This is a genomic window from Rhodococcus sp. ACT016 (assembly GCF_050477185.1).
Classification (GTDB): Bacteria; Actinomycetota; Actinomycetes; order Mycobacteriales; family Mycobacteriaceae; genus Prescottella.
In genome coordinates this window covers 4,234,096-4,254,058 of sequence record NZ_JBEAET010000001.1, presented here as the reverse complement: position 1 = coordinate 4,254,058, position 19,963 = coordinate 4,234,096, and the positions used below count along the sequence as shown (strand labels likewise).

Here is a 19,963-nt window from a genome sequence, read left to right as displayed (position 1 = left end):
CGACAGCGCCCCCACCGTGGACGGTGGGGGCGCTGTCGGGTCTAGTTACTTCTTGCGGCCCGGTGCCTTCGCGCCGGCCTTGAAGCCCAGCGCGCCGGGCTTGGCCTGCGGAGGCGGCGGGGTCGACGCCTCAGGCTTCGGCGCGGCGGGTGCCGAGGCCTCGGCCGGTGCGGCCTCCGCCTGCGGCTCGGCCGGCTTCTCGGGCTCGGCAGCCGGAGCGGCCGGTGCCTGAGCAGCAGCCGGGGCGGCCTTGCGGGCGCCCGGTGCCTTCGCGCCGGTCTTGAAGCCCAGTGCACCCGGCTTGGCCTGCGGTGCGGGCTTGGCCTCGGCAACGGGTGCTGCCGGGGCTTCGGCGGCGGGTGCCGCCGGAGCGGCCGGAGCCTCGGCGGCCGGAGCAGCCGGAGCAGCCGCGGCCGGAGCCGGAGCGGCGGCCTTGGCGCCGGGAGCCTTCGCCCCGCCCTTCATCTGGAGGCCCTTGCCGCCGGGTGCCTTGGCGCCGCCCTTCATGGCGAGTCCGCCGGGCTTGGCCGCCGGTGCGGCGGGGGCCGCCGGTGCCTCAGCGACGGGAGCCTCCGCAGCCGGTGCCGGTGCCGGTGCCGGTGCCGCGGCCTTGGCGCCGGGTGCCTTGGCGGCGCCCTTCATCTGGAGGCCCTTGCCGCCGGGTGCCTTGGCGGCGCCCTTCATGCCCAGTCCGCCGGCCTTGGCGACCGGTGCGGCCGGTGCCTCGGCGGCAGGTGCGGCGGGAGCCTCGGCGGCCGGAGCCGCGGCCTCGGCCTTGGCGCCGGGTGCCTTGGCGGCGCCCTTCATCTGCAGGCCCTTGCCGCCCGGAGCCTTCGCGCCGGGTGCCTTGGCCAGGCCCTTCATCTGCAGGCCCTTGCCGGCGGCCGGTGCGGCGGCAGCGGCGGCCGGTGCGGCCTCCGCGACCGGAGCGGCCTCCGGCTCGGCAACCGGTGCGGCGGGTGCCGCGACGGCCTCGGCAACAGCTGCTGCCGCCGCCGGAACCTTCTCGCGCGGCTCGACCTTGAGGTTCGCCGTGAGCTGCGCCGGATCGAGACGCGTGACGGTCTCGAGCATCATCTGCGCGACGTCGACGACCTCGACACCCTCGCCCTGACCCTGCTCCTGACGGGCGGTGACGCCGTCGGTGAGCATGACGCGGCAGAACGGGCAGCCCGTCGCGATCTTCTTCGGCGACGTGGTGAGGGCCTCGTCGACGCGGTCGATGTTGATGCGCTTGCCGAGCTGCTCCTCCATCCACATGCGGGCACCACCGGCGCCACAGCACATGGACCGCTCGCCGTGACGCGGCATCTCGTTGAGCTTCGCGCCCGACGCCTCCATCAGTTCACGCGGAGCGTCGTACACCTTGTTGTGGCGACCCAGGTAGCACGGGTCGTGGTAGGTGACGTCCTCGTCGAGCTTGGCCACCGGGACGAGCTTCTTCGCCCGCACGAGGCGGTTGAGCAGCTGCGTGTGGTGGACAACCTCGTAGACGCCGCCGACCTGCGGGTACTCGTTGCCGAGGGCGTTGAAGCAGTGCGCACACGTGACGACGATCTTGCGCTTCTTGTCCGGGGTGCCGTCGAACACCGTGTTCAGCAGCTCGATGTTCTGCATCGCGAGCTGCTGGAACAGGAACTCGTTGCCCGCGCGGCGAGCCGAGTCGCCGGTGCAGGTCTCCTCGGCGCCGAGGACCATGAACTTGACGCCGGCGGTCGCGAGCAGCTCGGCGACGGCCTTGGTGGTCTTCTTCGCGCGGTCCTCGTAGGCGCCGGCACAGCCGACCCAGAACAGGTACTCGTAGTCCTCGAAGGAATCCGCGTCCTGGCCGTAGACCGGGATCTCGAAGTCCATCTCGTTGATCCAGTTGAGCCGGTCCTTGGAGTTCTGGCCCCAGGGGTTGCCCTTGTTCTCGAGGTTCTTGAACAGACCCGCGAGCTCGGACGGAAACTCCGACTCGATCAGCACCTGGTAGCGGCGCATGTCGATGATGTGGTCGACGTGCTCGATGTCCACCGGGCACTGCTCGACGCACGCACCACACGTGGTGCAGGACCACAGGGTCTCGGGGTCGATGATGCCGCCGAGCTCGCCCTCGACCGACTCGCCGACGAGCGGACGTTCGGCCTCGGCGCGGGCGGCCTCGGGAATCTTCGCGAGAGCAGCCTCGTTCGCGTTGCCTTCGGCGTCGACCAGGCCGACCTCGTCGCCGCCCATGTCCTTGCGGCCGCCGGCCAGCAGGTACGGGGCCTTGGCGTAGCCGTGGTCGCGCAGCGACATGATGAGCAGCTTCGGCGACAGCGGCTTACCGGTGTTCCACGCGGGGCACTGAGACTGGCAGCGACCGCACTCGGTGCAGGTCGTGAAGTCCAGCCAGCCCTTCCACGAGAAGTCCTCGACTCGGCCGGCACCGAGGGTGTCGGTGTCGGGGTCGACGTTCTCCATGTCGAGGGCGCGGCCCTTGGACATCATCGGCTTGGCCGCGCCGAGGGCGACGCCGCCGTCGTCCTCACGCTTGAAGTAGATGTTCGGGAAGGCCGAGAAGCGGTGCCACGCGACACCCCACGTGATGTTGCGGCCGACCACGAAGAGCCAGATCATGCCGGACATCAGCTTGACGAACGCGAAGATCGAGACCATGACGGCGCTGGCGGGCAGCAGCTTGGCGACGTTCATGGTGAAGAAGTCGGTCCACGGGTTGGAGTGCCCGGTCATCGCGATGCGGCCGGACTTCACCATGATCATGCCGAGGCCCTCGAGGAGGACGACGACCTCGACGAAGTACGCGGCGCCGAACACCGAGCCGCCGAAGCGGGACAGCCGCTCGGGGATGCGCGGGTGGTTCAGCTGGCGGATCACGATCAGCGTCAGGATGCCGACCACGGTGCCGATGCCCAGGATCTCGTCCCACAGGTGCCAGACCCACGTGTTGCCGAACAGCGGCCAGTGGAACTCGGGGTTGAACGTCTGGCCGTAGGCCTCGAACCAGAGGAGCGCGCCGCCGAGGAAGCCGATCATCACGAGCCAGTGCGCCCAACCCACGGTGCGGAACTTCTGCATCCGGGTGTGCGCGATGAACTCGACGATCATCTGCTTGAAGCGCGGGAAGAACGGGCGCCAGCGGTCGGGCGCGGACTGCCCGATCTGCACGGTCTTCGCCATCCGCCAGGCCCCACTGAGGAACGAGGCCCAACAGACAAGGCTCAGCAGTGCGCCGACGGTGCCCAACGTAATCGTCAGGGCATTCATGTCGAAGCCTTTCGTTTCGGGGCAGCACTCGTGCCGCCTGTGGGTCAGCCCACAGATCCTAACCGCTTCCAAGTTACCCGCCGGTAACTTAATGGCTCTACTAACCGGTAACATAGCGCGTGGCGCCGTTTCCTGCATCTTCGGCACCCGGATGCGGCGCGGTGGGCGCGGCGGGAGGCCTTGGTGCGGGTCGCGAGGCGGGCTGAACCTCGCGAGTCGGGTCGTATTCAGTTAACGGTATGCGGTGCCCGTGTGACCGCTGTCGCGTAGGTAGGCCTAACCTGGCGCGACCGGTCGTGAATTCTCCTGAATTGGACATTCGTTCATGAATTCTTTTCGAAATGAATTCGCGGCGATTTCGAGTTGTGCTGGGTTATGATTCGCCGCGAATCGGAGCTTTTGCCGAGATCGTTCGCGCAGGTGGGGGAGCCCTCGGTGCTTCGGATCTTTCGGACAATTTTCGGGTCGGGGGGCCATTCGTGGCAGTCACAGAACGGAATGACAGCCTTATGAAGCTCACGAAATTCGCCGCAACATCCGCGCTGGTGATCGCCGCGATGGGGATCGGTGCCGGCACCTCTTACGCAGAGCCCGCGCCCGTGAACGACCCGGTCGGCTACGAGGCGCACATCGACGGGCCCTCGGTTGTCACGGTCCTCGACGCGGGCGGATTCCGGGTCACCTCGGACGGCGAGTTCGTCGAGATCCAGAACGCCGCCGGCACGGTGCTCCAGACACTGCCGCTGTCCTACCGGATCGGCGACCGGGAGTTCTCGATCGCCCCGCTCATCGAGGGCCGCACGCTCACGCTCACTCCCGAGACCGATCCGGCCAAGGCGAAGCCTGCGGGCGTGGCGGAGCCGTTCATCGGTCCGACGAACGTGGCGGCGATCTTCGGCAAGTTGGGTGACGGCATCGACACCGCGGTCACCGTCGGCAGCATCGTCGGAACGCTCGTCGGTGCGGTCGCCGGGTGTGCGATCGGCGGTACACCGCTCGCACTGACCGGGATCGGGATCCCCGCCGGCATCCTCAGCTGTCTCGGGGGTGCCGCGACTGCAGCGCCCGTCGGCGGGATGATCGGCACGATCGTCGCGGGCATCCCGGTCCTCGTCTACAACGGGATCCAGGTGTATCAGACGCTCAACACTCCGCCCGCCGAGCCGGCGCCCGCCGCGGGCTAGCGGTCCCGGCAGCATTCCTCACGACGGAGAACGGGCCCGCTTCCGATTCGGAAGCGGGCCCGTTCTCTGTTGTCGGATCGGATCACGACGTCCGGATCGTCAGTCCGGGGTTCTGCCGCAGGATCGTGTTGATCGGGGTGGCGAACAGTTCGGGGGTCTCGCCCGTGACGGAGCCGACGAAGTTCGCGACCTCGCACCTCCCGAGATCACCGACGTTCGAGGCGCTCGAGATGCCGAGGGCGAGGGTGCCGGTGACGATGGTGCCGCCGCTGTCGCCCTGCAGCGCGCACAGGTTGGTGGCGAAGCCGTCGGCGAGCACGCGCTGGCCGACGGGGACGGTCTGGTTGGTCGCGGTCACGACGCCGCAGTTGAAGCCCGAGGTGTTGCCGGCCTTGCACACGGGCGCGCCGACGACGGGGTTCGCGGTGCCGGTGATGCCGAGGGGCGCGGCGCCGGGAACCCGGACACCGTTGTTCGCGAAGCGCTGGGCCGACTGGGCCGTGGGCCGGATGATCGAGTAGTCGGCCCCGTCGAGGCTGGTCTGCTCGAAGGTGCCGATCATCGGTCCGGACACCTCGCCCACCATGGTGTAGGCCTTGGAGGCGTCTGCCGTGCCGGCGAACGTCCGGTTGGGGTCGCAGTGGCCGGCGCTGATGTTGACCGGTGCGCCGTTGCCGTCCGTCGCGTTGAACCCGAGCGAGCAGCGCAGCCCGATTCCGCCGCCGACCGCGGCGTAGGGGTCGCCACCGAGGAAGGCGTCGGCCGCGTAGTGCGCGGACTCGGGACCCTGGGCCACCGGCTGCAGCGGCGCGAGGGCGGGGCCGAGCACGATGCGGGCGGCTCCCCGAAGGAACGGCGGCAGCAGGTCGAGCAGGTCGCCCGCGGTGTCGTCGGCGCGCAGGATCAGGTTGTTGTTGGTGATGTCGATGGCGACGCCCCGCACGAGGTTCCCGATCTCCGGGGGAAGGGTGGCGATCCAGTCGTTCAGCGCGGTCCGCGTGGACTCGAGCTGGCTCTGGCTCCGCTCGACGTCCTTGCCGGTGAACCCGGCGCGTTCGACGGCGGTCCGGGCGGCGTCGCGGTCGCCTCCGGCGAGTCCGACGATCGGCGTCCCGGACGGGTCGATCCAGGCGCCCGCGAACGCGTCGGGGAACTGGACGCGCGCGATCGCCGCGAACTCGGCCAGCTTCTGGCCCAGCTCCGACCGCTCCAGGTACTGGTCCGGCGAGAGCTGCAGATCCCGCTGCAACGCTTCGACGAGTTCGATCGGTAGATGCGCCGCCTGGTCGGAGACACCCGATTCGGACACGCCCGGCGATTCGGCGGGCTCGGCCTGCGCGACAGCTGTCAGGGGGCCGAGGATCAGGAGCGCGGTAGAGCCGAACACCGCGGCGCGACGTGCGAGTGAGCTTCGCATGAGGGCCTTTCTATCGTCCGCCCTGCGCCCATGGACCCCGAGGCGCGCAGAGAGAAGCACCCGGCGAATGCGGGTGCCCCGAGTCGCGTTCGACTATATGGGTTCGATTCCCCGATGCCCACCCGAAATGCGTAATTCCGGTGAACGATTCGGTCAGGCTCCGGCGGGACCGGTGCGCACCGAAAGTCCCGCACCCAGACCGCCGCCCGAGGAGGCGTCCGCGGCGCTGAGGATGTTCCGGATCGGAATACCGAGGTTGGACGTTCCGCCGTCGAACGCGAGGACCACGTTGGCCTCGGCGCAATTGGGTGCGTCGCTGCTGTTGGATCCGCTGGTGATGCCGAGGGCCAGCGTGCCGGTGACGATCGCACCGCCGCTGTCGCCCGCGAGAGTGCATGCGGTACCGGCGAATCCGCGCACCGTGTGGCTGGCACCGTCGAACGTCACGAGCTGGGCCTCGACCCGGTCTGCGGAGACGACACCGCACGTGAACGACGACGTCTGGCCCGACTTGCAGATGGGGGCTCCGACGACCGGGACGGCGGTGCCGGTCACGGTGAGGGTGCTGCCGCCGGCGCCGCGGACCATCGGACGGTCCAGTCCGGCACGCAGGCCGGCGTCGTTGATGCGGATCAGCGAGTAGTCGATGGTGTCGTCGCCGCCGATCTCCGAGCGCGCGAACCGGCCGACCTCGAGGCTGTCGCCGAGGTTCGCACGGTTCGGCAGGTACACGCCGGCGTTCGCGCCCGGTGCGGGATCGCAGTGCCCCGCACTGATGTTGACCGCGTTGCCGTTTCGGTCGACGCCGTTGAATCCGAAGGAACAGACGCCGATCTCTTCGCGAGGTGCGTCGGCCAGCGCCTTGCTCGACGTCACGTACGTGTCGCCGCCCATCGGGGCCCGTTCGACGGGGACCGGGCCGAAGTTCGCGAGCTGGACCTTGACGGTCGCGAGCAACGTGGGCAGGTCGAGGGCGCGTCCGACGGGACTGTTCGCGATGTCGACGACGATCTGGTTGTTCAGGACGTCGATGGTGGCCGACCCGACCTGCGAGGCGATCTCGCGCGGCAGGTCCGCCACCCACCGGTTGAAGTCGGCGACGGACTGCTCGAGTCCCGCGAGGGAGACCGGCGCCATGTGGGTGCGGTAGCCGTCCTCGGCGGCGATCCGCGCCGCCTCGGTCGTCGTCACCGCGACGACGGGGTGACCGTCGAGTCCCATCCACGCGCCGGCGAACTCCTGGGGACGCTCGGACCTGAACTCGTCGGCGTACGAGCTGAGTTCCTGTGCGCGCGCGGCGCGGTCGAGGTACTCCTGCGGGCTGATGTGCAGATCCCGGGTGATGGCCTCGACCAGATCGGTCGGAAGTTCGTCGGCCGAGAGTTGGGTGACGCCCGATTCCGACGACCCTGTCGGGTCCGACGGCGCGGCGTGAGCTGACGCTGCAAACGGTGCGATGAGCAGGAGCGTCGACGATCCGAGAACGGCGACGCGGCGGGCCATCGAGTGCACGGCGGCGCGCTGCGCCAGCGAGGTACGCATTGAGTTCCTTCGGGGTCTTCGGGATCGGCCACCAACAATAGGGCAAGGTGCAGCCGACGCGCCCGGAAAGCTTTGCCCGAAGTTCACGAGGCGGACGATTCGGCGCTTCCGTAGCCGAGCGCGCGCAGCATCGACAGCAGTTCCGATCGGGAGTTGGCCCCCAGTCGTCTCCGGATCCGTGCCACGTGGTGCTCGACAGTCTTCGGGGCGATGTAGAGGCGGGCACCGATCTCGCGGTGGGTGAGTCCGAGGAGGAGCAGTCCGGCGACGTCGGCTTCGCGTTCGGTGAGGGTTCCTCCCGCCGGGTCGGGTGTCGCGGATTCGCCGCCGGTGGGTTGCGGCGCCGTCGTGTCGCGCAACGAGCGAGCCACCTGGAGCAGCGTGGTGGCGCCGCGGGTGTCCGAGACCCGAAGCGCGGCTTCGCCGGCCAGCCGGGCACCGTCCCACGGGAGCCCGATGCGCTCGAGTTCCCGCGCCGCGGACTCGACCTCGGAGGTGTCGGCCTCCTCCCGCAGCACCCGCAGCCAGACACGTCCGGCGGCGGCGAGCCCGGCGGAGTACGAGCTCACCGCGGCGGCGGCCGCGAGCGCCCGGGCGTGCGGCAGCAGCTGGGCCGGGTTCTCGCCGAGGATCGCGGCCTGCACGCCGTACCAGTGCAGGGACGCACCCCACAGCGCCGGCTCGCCGAGCCGGGTCAGCAGCTCCTGCGCCTGCCCGACGAGGTGGGCGATCCGCTGGACCTCGCCCACCCGGACGGCGGCCAGCCAGAGCTCACCGAGCGGAAGCAGGCTGAACAGGTCCACCGAGTAGCCCGCGACGACGTGCCGGGCGGCGGCCCACTCGCGTTGCAGCGCACCGACGTCCCCGTTGCGGCGGGCGAGCCCCACCCGCAGGCCGTGGACGAACAGTGCCTCGCGGTCGTGCAGCGAGCTGTCCGTGGGGAGGCCGTCGACGATCGATGCGGCCGCGGTGAGGTCGCCCGCGATCATCGCCGTCCACGCCGACAGCACGAGGTGCCGGGTGCGGGCGATGCTCGACGGCGGATCGGTTTCCAGTGCCCGTCGGAGTACCGAGTCCGCGTGCGCGAGTTCGCCGGAGTGCAGGCAGAGCAGCGCGGTGACGGCGGTCGCGCTGTCGGGCAGCACGCGGACGTGTGCGCTGGTGTTCAGCAGCGACATCGCGCGGGTCAGTGAGTTCATCGCGAGCGCGCCGGAATCCGCGATCGACTGGGTGAGTCCTTCGGCGAGCAGCGCGACACCGGCCGCGCCGGACGTCGGCGGTCCCTGCCGTCCCGCCGCGAGGACGTCGGCGGCCGCCGTGGGGCGTCCGGCGGCGAGCAGGACGGTGGCGGCGATCGCGGCGTCGGCCCCGACACGTTCGGGTCCGAGCCACTCGTACAGATCGGCGCTGCGTTCGAGGGCGCCGCGGCACGCCGCGACGCCGGCCGAGATGCGTACGGCGGAAGCCAACTCCGCGGGATCGAGGGCGTCGGCGCGGGCGAGCATCGAGTCGGTGAGCGCCTCGGCGGTTTCGAGGTCGCCGGCCAGTGCGCTCGCCTCGGACCGCTGCACTGCGATGGCGTCGGCGTCGGCGCCGGCCCGGACCGCGGCCGTCAGAAACTCGGCGGCGCGTGCCGGGCTCTCCGATTCCGCGCAGGTGCACAGGAATTGGGCGAGGCGGGGGTCCTCGAGTCCGGCCTCGGCCAGCATCAGCGCGGTCGGTGCGTCGAGCGTCGCGGCGTCGAGCCTGGCCGTCAGCACACCCACGTGCAGTTCCCGCAGGCGCGTGACGCCGATCGCGGAGCCGACCAGGGGTCGCACCGCGGGCGCCGCGGTGTCCGCGCGGGGAACGAACGCACTCGCGCGCACCCGGTCGGCGAGGTCGCGTCCGGCATCCGGGCTGACCTCGAGCACGGTGGACAGATCGGTCGCGTCCATTCCGAATCCGAACGCGCACAGCGACAGCGCCGCGAGCATGTCGGTGTCGAGGTGGCGCAGCGCGTCGTGCAGGTGCGAGACCACGGCGGCGTGGATCGCAGTCTCGTCGCAGTCCGGGGCCTCCGCGGCCGAGAGCCCGGCGTCGATGGCCGCGAGCACGCCCGCGGTCGACTCGTGCAGCGTCCGGGCGAGACCCGGTGCCAGTGCGATGCCCCTGCGACGGGCGCGCTCGGTCACCTCCGCCGCGGTGAGCGGCCGCAGGTCGATCACCGGTCCGCGCGCCTGCATGGCGGTCACGAGTTCGCACAGCGGGGTGCGGTGCGGGCGGGGTTCGGTGGCCACGACCACCGTACGATCGCCGCGCTGGATGAGGCGATGCACGGCGGCGAGGTCGGTGTCGGGCAGCGCCTGTGCGCCGTCGAGGACCAGCGGCCCGGTGTCGAGGAGCGCGGTCTCGGGCGTGGTGTGAACGCGATAGCCGTGTGCACTCAACATGTTTCGCGCGGACGCGAGCAGCAGCGACTTTCCGCTACCGGAGTTGCCGCGCACCAGCACGCAACCGTGCGCGGGGGAGGCGAGCGTCTCGACGAGGTCCCGCGCACCGGGTAGGCCCGCGAGGGTGGGGTCCGACGTCGAGTCGTCGAACGGCGCTGCCGGCGCGCCGGCACGTACGGTCTGCATCGGCTAGTTCCCGATCAGCAGTCCGGTCACCGGGTCCACGACCGCCCCGACGATGTTGGCGACACCCGTGCCGATGCCGGTCACCGCGGCCCCGAGGCCCTTGCCCACACCGGTGGCGGCCTTGCCGATTCCCTCGCCGACGTCGCTGGCCGACGGGCCGTTCTGGGCCGGGTTCGGTTGGCCGCCGGCGGGCGCGGGCGGGTTGTACACGGGCGGGTTGACCGCGGGCGGCGCCGTGACACCGCCGGGTGACTCTCCGCCCGGGGCGGGCGCTGCGGGCGCGTTCTCGGGGGCGGCCGGTGCGGCACCCGGCGCGTTCGGCGGTGTGCCCGGTGCGACGGTGCGGCCGGTGTCGGCGGTCCGGACCTGACCGCCGACGGCGCTGGTGGTGCCGCTCGTGCCGCCGGCCACGCTCGCACCGACGCGACCGACGGTGACGGTCTCGCCGGCGCCGTTGGACGATACCCCGCCGCTCACCGCGCCCACCGTCGTCGGCGCTCCACCGGACGGCGACGTGGTGGTGCCGCCGACGGATGAACTGGATTGCGCCGGTTCGTTCTTTGCTGCCGTGCCGATGGACAGTCCGCCCGCGGTGAGGACGCCGATCGCGGCGGCGGCGGCCGCGACGATCGCGATCCGGCGGCGGACCGGGGAGCCGCTGCGGGTGGACCGCATCCGCGCCGGGAAGCTGGGCACGACCGGTTCGGGAACCGCCTCGCCGTCGTCGTGGCCGTAGTCCGGGAAGGCGGTGGTGGCGTCGGTGGCGGTCGTCGTCGGTTCGTCGACCGCCAGGTGAGCCGCTCCCAGCGCGGCGGTGAGTGCCGGTTCGGATGCGGCCGCCACGGTGAGGCCGAGTCCGGACGAGACGAGTTCGGCCACCAGCGGGATCGCACCGCCACCGCCCGCCAGCAGCACACAGCTGACGTCGAAGACCTCGATCTCGGCCGACCGCAATGCTTCTCGGACCAGTTCGAGTGAGCTCACGAGTGCCGGACGGATCAGGTCCTCGAGCTCGGACCGGACGAGGCGTACATCCGTGGCGTAACCGGGGAGGGCGACGGGGATGACGGTTTCGGTGTCGGTGGACAGCGCCTCCTTCGCCGCGGTGCAGTTCCGGCGCAGGTCCGACAGGGCGTCGGTCGCGGCGCTGTCGAAGGGGTCGAGGGTGCCGATCCGGTCGGCCACCGCGTCGAGCACGTACCGGGTGACCTGGTGGTCGAAGTGGGCGCCGCCGAAGTCCTCCGAACGGATCGGCTTGCCGAGAACCGCCGGTTCGGTGCCGGTCCGGACCACGGTGACGTCGAGCGTCGACGCGCCGAGGTCGTAGACCACCACGACACCCTCGCCCTGCCGGCCACGAGACCACTCGAGCCAGCGCACACACGCGACGGCCTCGGGGACGACGCGCGCCGAGATCCCCGCCCGTCCGAGTGCGGATTCGAGGGCGTCGACGCTGTAGCTGCTCCACGCGGTCGGGTGGGTGACCACCACCGGCCCGGTGCTCGGCGCGCCCTCGACGAGTTCGGCCACGGCCGCCGCGACGAGGTCCTCGCCGAGGTGGACGCGTCCGTCGTCGTCGAGCAGACCCACCGGATCCCCGACGCGTTCGACGAACCCCGTGACCGGGGTACCTGCCGGACCGGTGGACGAATCGGGGAAGGTCACGGATCCGTCGGGCGAAATCTGCAGGACCGTCGGCCGGGCCGTGGTGACGAACGCTGCGTCGTCGGTCGCGGCGCCACCGGCCGAGAAAACCGCGGTGCCCGAATTGGCGGTTCCGACAGCAACTCCGAGCCCTGCGCTCATACGCTTCTCCCATCCGTTCGGGCGGATGTGGAGCCGCCGGTCGTATGGCGATTGTCGGTGCCTCGCCGCCGTCCGTTACCGGAACGGGTGGCGAGCGGTGCGGATTTGGGGGCGATCCCCTAATTGATCCCGATCCCCTATACCGGGTGACGCGGATCCCCCTGTCCCTGCTCGGGGGGATGCGCCCCGTTACCGCCGCCGCCCCGGATTCGTAGCGTGGAAACCAATCTCGCCGCAGTGCTCCCTGTCCGGATCTGCGGCGGCCGGCCTCCCGACTGTCAGGAGCGTTCCCATGGCCAGCAACGCAGTTCTCGACTTCATCCTCCGGCTTCTCCGCGACGAGGATGCTGCCGCCGCGTACTGCTCGAATCCGCAGGCTGCACTCAGTGCGGCGGGCCTCGGCGACGTGTGCCACGCCGACATCGTCGCGGTCGCGCCGATGGTCGCCGAGTCCGGACTGTTCGGTGCCGCGGCGGGCGATCTGGGTGCGATCCTGGCCGCCGGCACCGGGGCGGCGGGGTCGCTCGGTGCCGCGGCCGGTGGCGGACTCGGTGGCGGACTCGGTGGCGGTCTGGGGCTGGGCGGCGGCCTGGGACTCGGTGGCAGCGCCGGCGCGGGCCTGGGGCTCGGAGCCGCCGTGGGCGGTGGGCTCGCCGGGGGCTTCGACTTCGGCGGCGGCTTCGACCTCGGTGGGGAGCTGGCGGCCGCGCTCGGGGCCGCGCTCGCGGCCGGTGGCGCGATCGGTGCGCAGCTCGGTGCGGCCATCGGCGGCGCGATCGAGGCGGCGGTCGGGCTCGGGGGCGGCCTCGACCTCGGCAGCCTGACCGGCGTCGGCGGCTCGCTCGATCTCGGTGCGGCGCTCGCCGCGGCCCTCGGCGGCGCACTCGAGGTCGACGGCTCGCTCGTCACGGATCTCGGCGCCGCGCTGAACACCGCTTTCGCGGGCATGGGCAGCCTCGACCTGGATGGACTGCTGTCGGTGGACGGCGGATTGACTGCCGCGCTCGAGAGTGCGTTCGGTATCGGCGGTGAGCTGGGAGGAGAGCTCGGCGCCGCGCTGGGTGCGCTCTTCGGTGCGGCGATCGAAGCCGGCGCCGGGCTCGATGGGGGGCTCGGCGCCGGTCTCGAGGGGCTGCTCGCGTTGGGCGGCTCACTCGGTTCCGCACTCGGCGGCGGCCTCGGAATCGGAGCGGACCTGACGGCGGCCCTGACCGGCGCGCTCGAGTCCGCGCTGTCGCTCGGCGGCAGCCTCGGCGGTGGCCTGAACGGCGACGTCCTGGGCCAGATCGGTGCGGGCCTGAGCGGGCTGCTCGAATCGGCGCTGTCGCTCGGCGGATCCGTCGGCGCCGACCTCGGTGCCGCGCTGGGCGGCGCCCTCGAACTGGGCGGTGCAGTCGACATCGCGCACCTGCTCGCGATCGACACGGCGCTGGACCTGGGCGCGTCGCTGGGCAGCCTGATCGGTGGGTCGTTCGGCGTCGACGGCGCGCTCACCGCGCAGCTGGGGGCCGCGTTGGGCGCCGCGCTCGAGGGCGCGAGCAGCCTGGACCTGTCCGGTCTGTTGGAGGCGGGCGGTGGCCTGACCGCGGCCCTCGAGAGCGCGTTCGGAATGGGTGGGGACCTCGGCGGCGCATTGGGTGCCGCGTTCGGGGGCGTGCTCGACGGCGCCGTGGCGGCAGCCGGGGAACTGGGCGGCTCGCTCGAGACGGTGCTCGCGGGCGCGCTGGGGGCCGGTGGGGACCTCTCGGCCGCACTCACCGGTGCCCTCGAGTCGGCGCTGTCCGTCGGCGGCAGCCTCGGCGCGGAGCTGGGCGGCAACCTCGGCGCCGACCTGACGGCGGCGCTCAGCGGCGCCCTCGGGTCCGCGCTCGCCGCGGGAGGTTCGATCGGAGCCGGGCTGGGGGCGGCTCTCGGTGCGGCGCTCGACGGCGGGATCGGAGTCGGACTGGACCTCGGCAGCCTGGCCGGCGTCGATCTGGGCACCGCCATCAGCGGCGCCCTCGGCGGCGCACTCGACGTGAACGGTGCGCTCACCGCGTCGCTCGGCACCGCGATCGACAACGCGCTCGCAGTCGGTGGCAGCGTCCAGGTGGGGGCCGGCGCCGACCTCGGCGGGCTGCTCGAGTCGGCGTTCGGCGTCGGCGGCTCGGCGGGCGCCGATCTCGGGGCGGCCCTCGGTGCCGTCCTCGGCGGCGGACTCGAGTCCGGTGGCTCGCTCGACCTCGGTGGCGTGCTCGCCGGCGGCGGCGGCTTCGGTACCGAGCTCGGCGGGGCACTCGGCGGGCTGCTGGGAGCGGGCAGCTCCGCCGGTGGCGACCTCGGTGGGGCGCTCGACGCGGCCCTCGGGGCGGGCGGCGGACTGGGCTCGACCGGGGATCTCGGTGGGCAGCTCGGCGCCGATCTGGCCGGCGCACTGAACGGCGCACTGAACGGCGTCGTCGACGCCGCGGGCAGCCTGCAGGCCGGTGCCGGGTCGTCGGGGTCGGTCGACGCCGGGCTGGGCGGTGGACTCGGCGGCGGCTTCGGGTCGAGCGGCAACGTCGACGGCGGCCTGGGTGTCGGACTGACCGGCACCGGTGACATCGCGGCCGATCTCACGAGCGGGCTGACGTCGGCGTGGCAGGGCGCGGTCGATGCCACCACCACCTTCACCGACGGGCTCACGGGTGGTCTCGCGGGTGGAAACGCGTGGTCGTCGATCGACGGTGACGCGTTCGGTTCGGCGCATTCGGATGCCGGGTTGTTCGCCGACACCCTCGGGCAGGCGGTCTCGTCGATCGTCGATCCGGTGATCGCCCACCCGGATCTCGGACACGACCTGCTGCCGTGACGACCGCACAGCGGATGTAACGAACGGGGTCCCGGACGCGCTAATGCGGACGGGACCCCGATTCGTATCCAGCGGAGCGGCGGACCAGCCGGTGCGCACCGGGCGCGGACGCAGGTCGGAAGAGAAGCGGGGCAACGGGACTCATGAACGATGCGATGACGGGTCTGCTCGACCGGACGACGGAGATCGCCGCCTCGGCGGGCCGCACCGACCTGGTGGGCAGGCTGGCGGTGGTCCGCAACCGGGCCGTCGACCCGCGGTTCCGGGTGGTTGTGGTGGGCCAGCTCAAGCAGGGCAAGAGTCAGTTCGTCAACTCGCTGCTCAACCTGGCGGTGTGCTCGGTCGGCGACGACGAGACCACCGCCTTGTCGACCGTCGTGCAGCATTCCGAGCGGGCCTTCGCCGAGCTGGTCCTCGCCGAGCCCGGCAGCGAGCCGCGCAGGGTGGATCTGCCGCTCGACGAGCTGGACGCGGTGACCCCGAAGACGCGGCGTGCCGAGGGGCGCGAGGTGCTGCGGGTCGAGGTCAACGTGTCGAGCCCCCTGCTCGCGGACGGTCTCGTGTTCGTCGACACCCCCGGCGTGGGTGGACACGGAAATCCGCATGCGGCAGCGACACTGGGCCTGCTGCCGGCCGCCGACGCCGTGTTCGTCGTGTCCGACGCCAGCCAGGAGTTCACCGAACCGGAACTCGCGTTCCTCCGGCAGGTGACGGGGCTGTGTCCCGCCGCGGCGTGCCTGATCACCAAGACCGATCTCTACCCGCACTGGCGGCAGATCGTCGACGCCGATCGGCAGCATCTGGGCCGGGCCGGACTCGACGTGCCGCTGCTGCCGATCTCGTCGATCCTGCGGTCGCACGCACTGCGTCTCGACGACCGGTCGCTGCACGAGGAATCCGGATTCGACGCGTTGTACGACTTCCTGCGCACCCGGGTGATCGAGTACGCGCAGGGCGGTCTCCGGCGGACGGTGTCGCTCGACGTCCACTCCGTCGTCGAACACCTTCAGCTCGCCCTCGCCAGTGAGCTTGCCGCGCTCCGGGATCCGCAGAAGGGTGCCGCCGCGGTCGCCGAACTGCAGCGGGCCAAGGCGGTCACCGAGGAGCTGCAGAAGAAGACCGCGCGCTGGCAGCAGACCCTGGCCGACGGGATCGCCGACCTGGCGTCCGATATCGATCACGACCTGCGCGACCGGCTGCGTCAGGTCACCCGGGAAGCGGAACGTGCCGTCGACGAGGGCGATCCCGGCAAGGAGTGGGACGAGCTGGGGGAGTGGCTCGAACAGCAGATCGCGCAGTCGGTGGGCGACAACTTCGTGTGGGCGCACGACCGCGCGCTGTGGCTCGCGGAGGTGGTGGCCGAGCACTTCGCGGATGCGGGCTCGGTGGAGCTGCCGCAGCTCGACGTGGCCGACCTCGACGGTGTCCTCGAACCCGTCGTGGAACTGGCCGATCTCGAGTCCGGACGGATCGGCATCACGCAGAAGGTGCTCGTCGGCATGCGCGGGTCGTACGGCGGTGTGCTGATGTTCGGTCTGGTCACCACGCTGATGGGGATGGCGCTGGTCAACCCGATCTCGGTGAGCGCGGGAGTGCTGCTGGGCACCAAGGCCTATCGCGACGACCGGGACGCGAGGGTCGTCAAACGTCGGGCGGACGCCAAGGTCGCCATCCGGCAGTTCACCGACGACGTCAGCTTCCAGGTCGGCAAGGAATCGAAGGACCGGTTGCGGCTGATCCAGCGGATGCTGCGCGATCACTTCACCACCATCGCCGAGCAGACGCTGCGGTCGCTCGCCGATTCGCTGCGGGCGGCCCAGGAGGCGGCCACCGTCGCGTCCACCGAGCGGGCTCGACGCGCCGCCGAGGTGGAACGACAGCTCAGCGTGCTCGCCGAGCTGAAGGCGCAAGCCGCGCAACTGTTCCCGGTCCAACCGGGTGTCGACGAGGAGGTGACCGCGTGACGACGGCCGCCTCGCTCGACCGCGCCCGGGCCCTGATCTCCGCCGCGCGCGGGGTGTACGCGGGGAACATCGCGGCACGAACCCAACTCGCGGAGTGCGCGGCCCGGCTCGAGCAGCCGCTGCGGGTGGCGCTGGCGGGCTCGCTCAAGGCCGGCAAGTCGACGCTGCTCAACGCGTTCGTGGGCCAGGACATCGCGCCGACGGACGCGACCGAATGCACCCGCGTCGTCACGTGGTACCGCAGCGGTTCCACCCCCACGGTCACCGCCTGCTACGACGGCGATCGCTCGGCGAACGTCGCGGTGCAACGCCACGACGGACGCCTGACGTTCGACCTCGGCGACCTCACCGCCGACCGGGTCGACCGGTTGGACGTCGAGTGGCCGGCCAGCGCGCTCGCGCAGACGACGATCATCGACACCCCCGGCACATCGTCGCTGTCGAAGGACGTCTCGGCGCGCACGATCGAGATGCTCACGCCCGAGAACGCGGTGTCCGGTGCCGACGCGGTGGTGTATCTGCTGCGCAGCCTCAGCGCGCCCGACGTCCAGTTCCTCGGCCGCATCGGCGCGCACGTGGGCGGCGAGTCGGGACCGCTCGGGGTGGTCGGGGTGGTCTCGCGGGCCGACGAGGTCGGTGCGGGCCGGGCCGACGCCATGATGTCCGCGAAGGACATGGCGGCGCGCTTCGCGTCCGAGCTCGAGCGCACCGGGCTGTGTCAGGCCGTGGTGCCCGTGGCCGGTCTGCTCGCATTGGGCGCACGGACGCTGCGGCAGAGCGAGTTCGCGGCGTTCGAGGCGCTCGCGGCGGTACCGGCGGACGATCTGCAGTTGGCGATGCTGTCGGCCGACCGGTTCGCCCGGGACGACGCCGCACTGCCGGTGGATTCGGCGATGCGTCGACAGTTGGCGGAGCGGTTCGGGCTCTTCGGGATTCGACTCGCCGTCATGTTGATCCGGTTGGGTGTGCGCGATTCACCCAGCCTCGCAGCCGAATTGGTGGAACGCAGCGGTCTCGACGAACTGCGCCAGGTGATCGACGTCCAGTTCGGCCAGCGTGCCGACCAGCTCAAGACCCACTCCGCGCTGGTGGCGCTCGAACGGGTCCTGACCGCGCATCCCGCGCCGGAGACGCCGCGGTTGCTGGGCGAGACCCGGCGACTGCTGTCCGACGTGCACGGATTCCAGGAGTTGCGGATGCTGGGGCGGCTGCGCGGCACCGAGACCGGCCTGTCGCCCGACGACTTGGTCGCGGTGCAGCGGCTGATGGGGGGCTTCGGCATCGATGCCGCCCAGCGGCTGGGACTGAGCCCGGACGCGTCGCGCGAGGAGGGGCGGGCCGTGGCGCTCGGCGCCGTGCGGCAGTGGCGCGAGCGGGCCGCGCATCCGTTGGTGGACCAGTTCACCGCGAGGGTGTGCCGGGTCGCCGCCCGCAGCGCCGAGGGCGTGCTGGCGGACCTGGGCGGTCCCTGCGACGGCTTCGAGGGGGCCATGCGGCTCGACCTCGACGCCGGATCGGTCCGGGTGACGAATCCGCGGACCGACCGCTAGCGGTCGTCGAGGGGCCGCAGGAAGTGGCCCGAGATGTCCAGTGCGGGACCGGAACTGTCGCCGCCGACCACGAGCACCGCGAACGCGACGCCGCGGGCGACGCCGACGAACCAGCCGTGGGCGTGGCGGCCGTCGCCGAACTCCGCGGTCCCGGTCTTGCCGATCAGGCCGGGGATGTCGGACAGCGAGGTCGCGGTGCCGGCGCGGACGGTCTCGGTCATCATCGCCCGCAGCGCGCGTAGCTGGTCGGGGTCGAGCGCCTCGCCGGTGTGGTCGGCGGTGGCCGGTTCGCCGGCGATCAACTGCGGCAGCGGGGTCCGTCCCGCGGCGACGGTGGCGGCGACCAGTGCCATGCCGAACGGGCTGGCCAGGTTCTCGCCCTGACCGATCGCCGCCTCCACCCGCTGCGCGGGGGTGTCCGCCGACGGGACCGATCCGGTGACGGTGGTCAGGCCCGGTGTCACGTAGTCGACGCCGAGGCCGAACTCGCGCGCCTGCGTCTGCAGGGCGTCCGGAGCCATGCCGACGGCGAGGCGTCCCATGGTCGTGTTGCACGAGTGCGCGAACGCGGTGTGCAACGGCACCCGGCCGAGGTCGAATTCGTTCTCGTTGGGGATGCGGCGGCCCTCGATGTCCGCGGTGCCGGGGCACTCGACGACGCTGTCGGCGGTCACCGCACCGCTGCCCAGCGCCGCCGTCGTGGTGATCGTCTTGAACGTCGACCCGGGCGGATACAGCCCGGTCAACGCGATCGTCCCGGACTTGTCCGCGGCCGCGTTCTGGGCGACGGCGAGTACCTGGCCGGTGGCGGGGTCCAATGCCACCACGGCACTGGCCCGCGGTTCGGTGTCCACGGCCTGCTGGGCGAGGTGCTGGATGCGCGGGTCCAGCGTGGTGCGCATCGCCGTGCCGGTCGGGGGATCGCCGCCGGCGAGGGTGCCGACGACGCTGCCGTCGCGCTCGACGGCCTGTACGCGCCAGCCCACCGAATCCTGTTGCCGTGCTTCCCAGGTCTCGCGGAGCCCGGCGACCACCGGCGAGGTCAGCTCCCGATCCACCGTGAGCAGCCGCAACTGGTCGGACAGGTGCAGGCCGGGCACCTTCTCGAGTTCGGCGCGGACCGGTTCCACGTCCTCCTGCCGTAGACTCACCAGGTTCACCCGCCCGGGCGTCGAGTTCACCTGGGGGAGAGTGAATCCCGGAACCGCCCTACCGATCAGTGCGGCCGCCGCCGCTCCGGCGGCGGGATTGCTTGCGAGAACGTCCGATTCCGCGTCGATCACCGTCACGGTCTGCGGCTCCATCAGTGCCATGCCGTTCGCGTCGAGCACCGCGCGGGTGTCCGCGACCGTCGTGTACTGCAATGCCTGGCCGGGACGCAGATGCTCGTTGACCACGGCCGACGACCAGGCGATGCGACGGTCGCCGTCGACGGTCCGGATCGGGACGGACGCCGAATAACTCCACTGCCGGCCGCCGCCGAAGCCCCAATCCGCCCGGTAGGTGAACGCCGAGTCGCCGGCCGACTCGACGCTGAACGTTCCGTCGGCCGCGTCGCCGAGGCCGTCGAAGGTGCGCCGGAGAACGTCGGCGGCGCCGTTCGGATCGTCGGTGAGCGCGGCGGCCGCGGCGACGTCCTCGTTCGAGAGGGCCTCGGCGAAGCGCCGGGCCACCTTCTCGCCGGAGTCCGGTCCCAGCACGCCGCACGACGTCAGCGTGATCGCTCCCGCGATCGCCAGCGCCGCACCTCTCCACCCGACCGGTGTCATCCTCACTCCGTTCACTCGACTGGGTACGAGAAGG

At 71.7% G+C, this 19,963-nt stretch carries 10 protein-coding genes; 4 read left to right on the top strand and 6 right to left on the bottom strand.

The genetic code is table 11. The annotated features are described in order from the left end of the window. Positions 1-45 precede the first annotated feature (45 nt). Positions 46-3,249 (bottom strand): (Fe-S)-binding protein, encoded by a 3,204-nt coding sequence (locus ACQ5DX_RS19630; protein WP_430334155.1) that lies wholly within the window; start codon positions 3,247-3,249, stop codon positions 46-48. Between the two features lie 509 nt (positions 3,250-3,758). On the opposite strand from ACQ5DX_RS19630, the gene ACQ5DX_RS19625 reads away from it, so the two are divergent. Beyond that, complete coding sequence (locus ACQ5DX_RS19625) at positions 3,759-4,433, top strand: hypothetical protein (RefSeq protein WP_430334154.1); 675 nt, start codon at positions 3,759-3,761, stop codon at positions 4,431-4,433. Between the two features lie 82 nt (positions 4,434-4,515). Here ACQ5DX_RS19625 and ACQ5DX_RS19620 read toward each other — a convergent pair whose 3' ends face one another. The 4 genes from ACQ5DX_RS19620 to ACQ5DX_RS19605 all read right to left on the bottom strand — a co-directional run bounded on the left by ACQ5DX_RS19620 (position 4,516) and on the right by ACQ5DX_RS19605 (position 11,816). Next, positions 4,516-5,850 carry a S1 family peptidase gene (locus ACQ5DX_RS19620; protein WP_430334153.1) on the bottom strand — a complete coding sequence of 445 codons (1,335 nt, stop codon included), beginning with the start codon at positions 5,848-5,850 and terminating at the stop codon, positions 4,516-4,518. Between the two features lie 153 nt (positions 5,851-6,003). After that, complete coding sequence (locus ACQ5DX_RS19615) at positions 6,004-7,392, bottom strand: S1 family peptidase (protein WP_430334152.1); 1,389 nt, start codon at positions 7,390-7,392, stop codon at positions 6,004-6,006. 83 nt (positions 7,393-7,475) lie between these two features. Then, the gene (locus ACQ5DX_RS19610) at positions 7,476-10,010 is read right to left on the bottom strand and encodes a LuxR C-terminal-related transcriptional regulator (RefSeq protein ID WP_430334151.1); all 2,535 of its coding nucleotides are present in this window, start codon (positions 10,008-10,010) and stop codon (positions 7,476-7,478) included. Positions 10,011-10,013: 3 nt separating this feature from the next. Next, positions 10,014-11,816 carry an Hsp70 family protein gene (locus tag ACQ5DX_RS19605; protein WP_430334150.1) on the bottom strand — a complete coding sequence of 601 codons (1,803 nt, stop codon included), beginning with the start codon at positions 11,814-11,816 and terminating at the stop codon, positions 10,014-10,016. Between the two features lie 292 nt (positions 11,817-12,108). On the opposite strand from ACQ5DX_RS19605, the gene ACQ5DX_RS19600 reads away from it, so the two are divergent. The 3 genes from ACQ5DX_RS19600 (at position 12,109) to ACQ5DX_RS19590 (ending at position 18,160) form a co-directional block, all read left to right on the top strand. Beyond that, the gene (locus tag ACQ5DX_RS19600) at positions 12,109-14,646 is read left to right on the top strand and encodes an IniB N-terminal domain-containing protein (RefSeq protein WP_430334149.1); all 2,538 of its coding nucleotides are present in this window, start codon (positions 12,109-12,111) and stop codon (positions 14,644-14,646) included. 143 nt (positions 14,647-14,789) lie between these two features. Next, positions 14,790-16,610, top strand: coding sequence for a dynamin family protein (locus tag ACQ5DX_RS19595; protein WP_430334148.1), 1,821 nt, complete (start codon positions 14,790-14,792; stop codon positions 16,608-16,610). Further along, positions 16,607-18,160 (top strand): dynamin family protein, encoded by a 1,554-nt coding sequence (locus tag ACQ5DX_RS19590; protein ID WP_430334147.1) that lies wholly within the window; start codon positions 16,607-16,609, stop codon positions 18,158-18,160. Before ACQ5DX_RS19595 ends, ACQ5DX_RS19590 begins: the two co-directional genes overlap by 4 nt. Here the strand turns inward: ACQ5DX_RS19590 and ACQ5DX_RS19585 are convergent. Then, positions 18,157-19,929, bottom strand: coding sequence for a penicillin-binding transpeptidase domain-containing protein (locus ACQ5DX_RS19585; protein WP_430334146.1), 1,773 nt, complete (start codon positions 19,927-19,929; stop codon positions 18,157-18,159). The genes ACQ5DX_RS19590 and ACQ5DX_RS19585 overlap by 4 nt on opposite strands. Positions 19,930-19,963 lie beyond the last annotated feature (34 nt).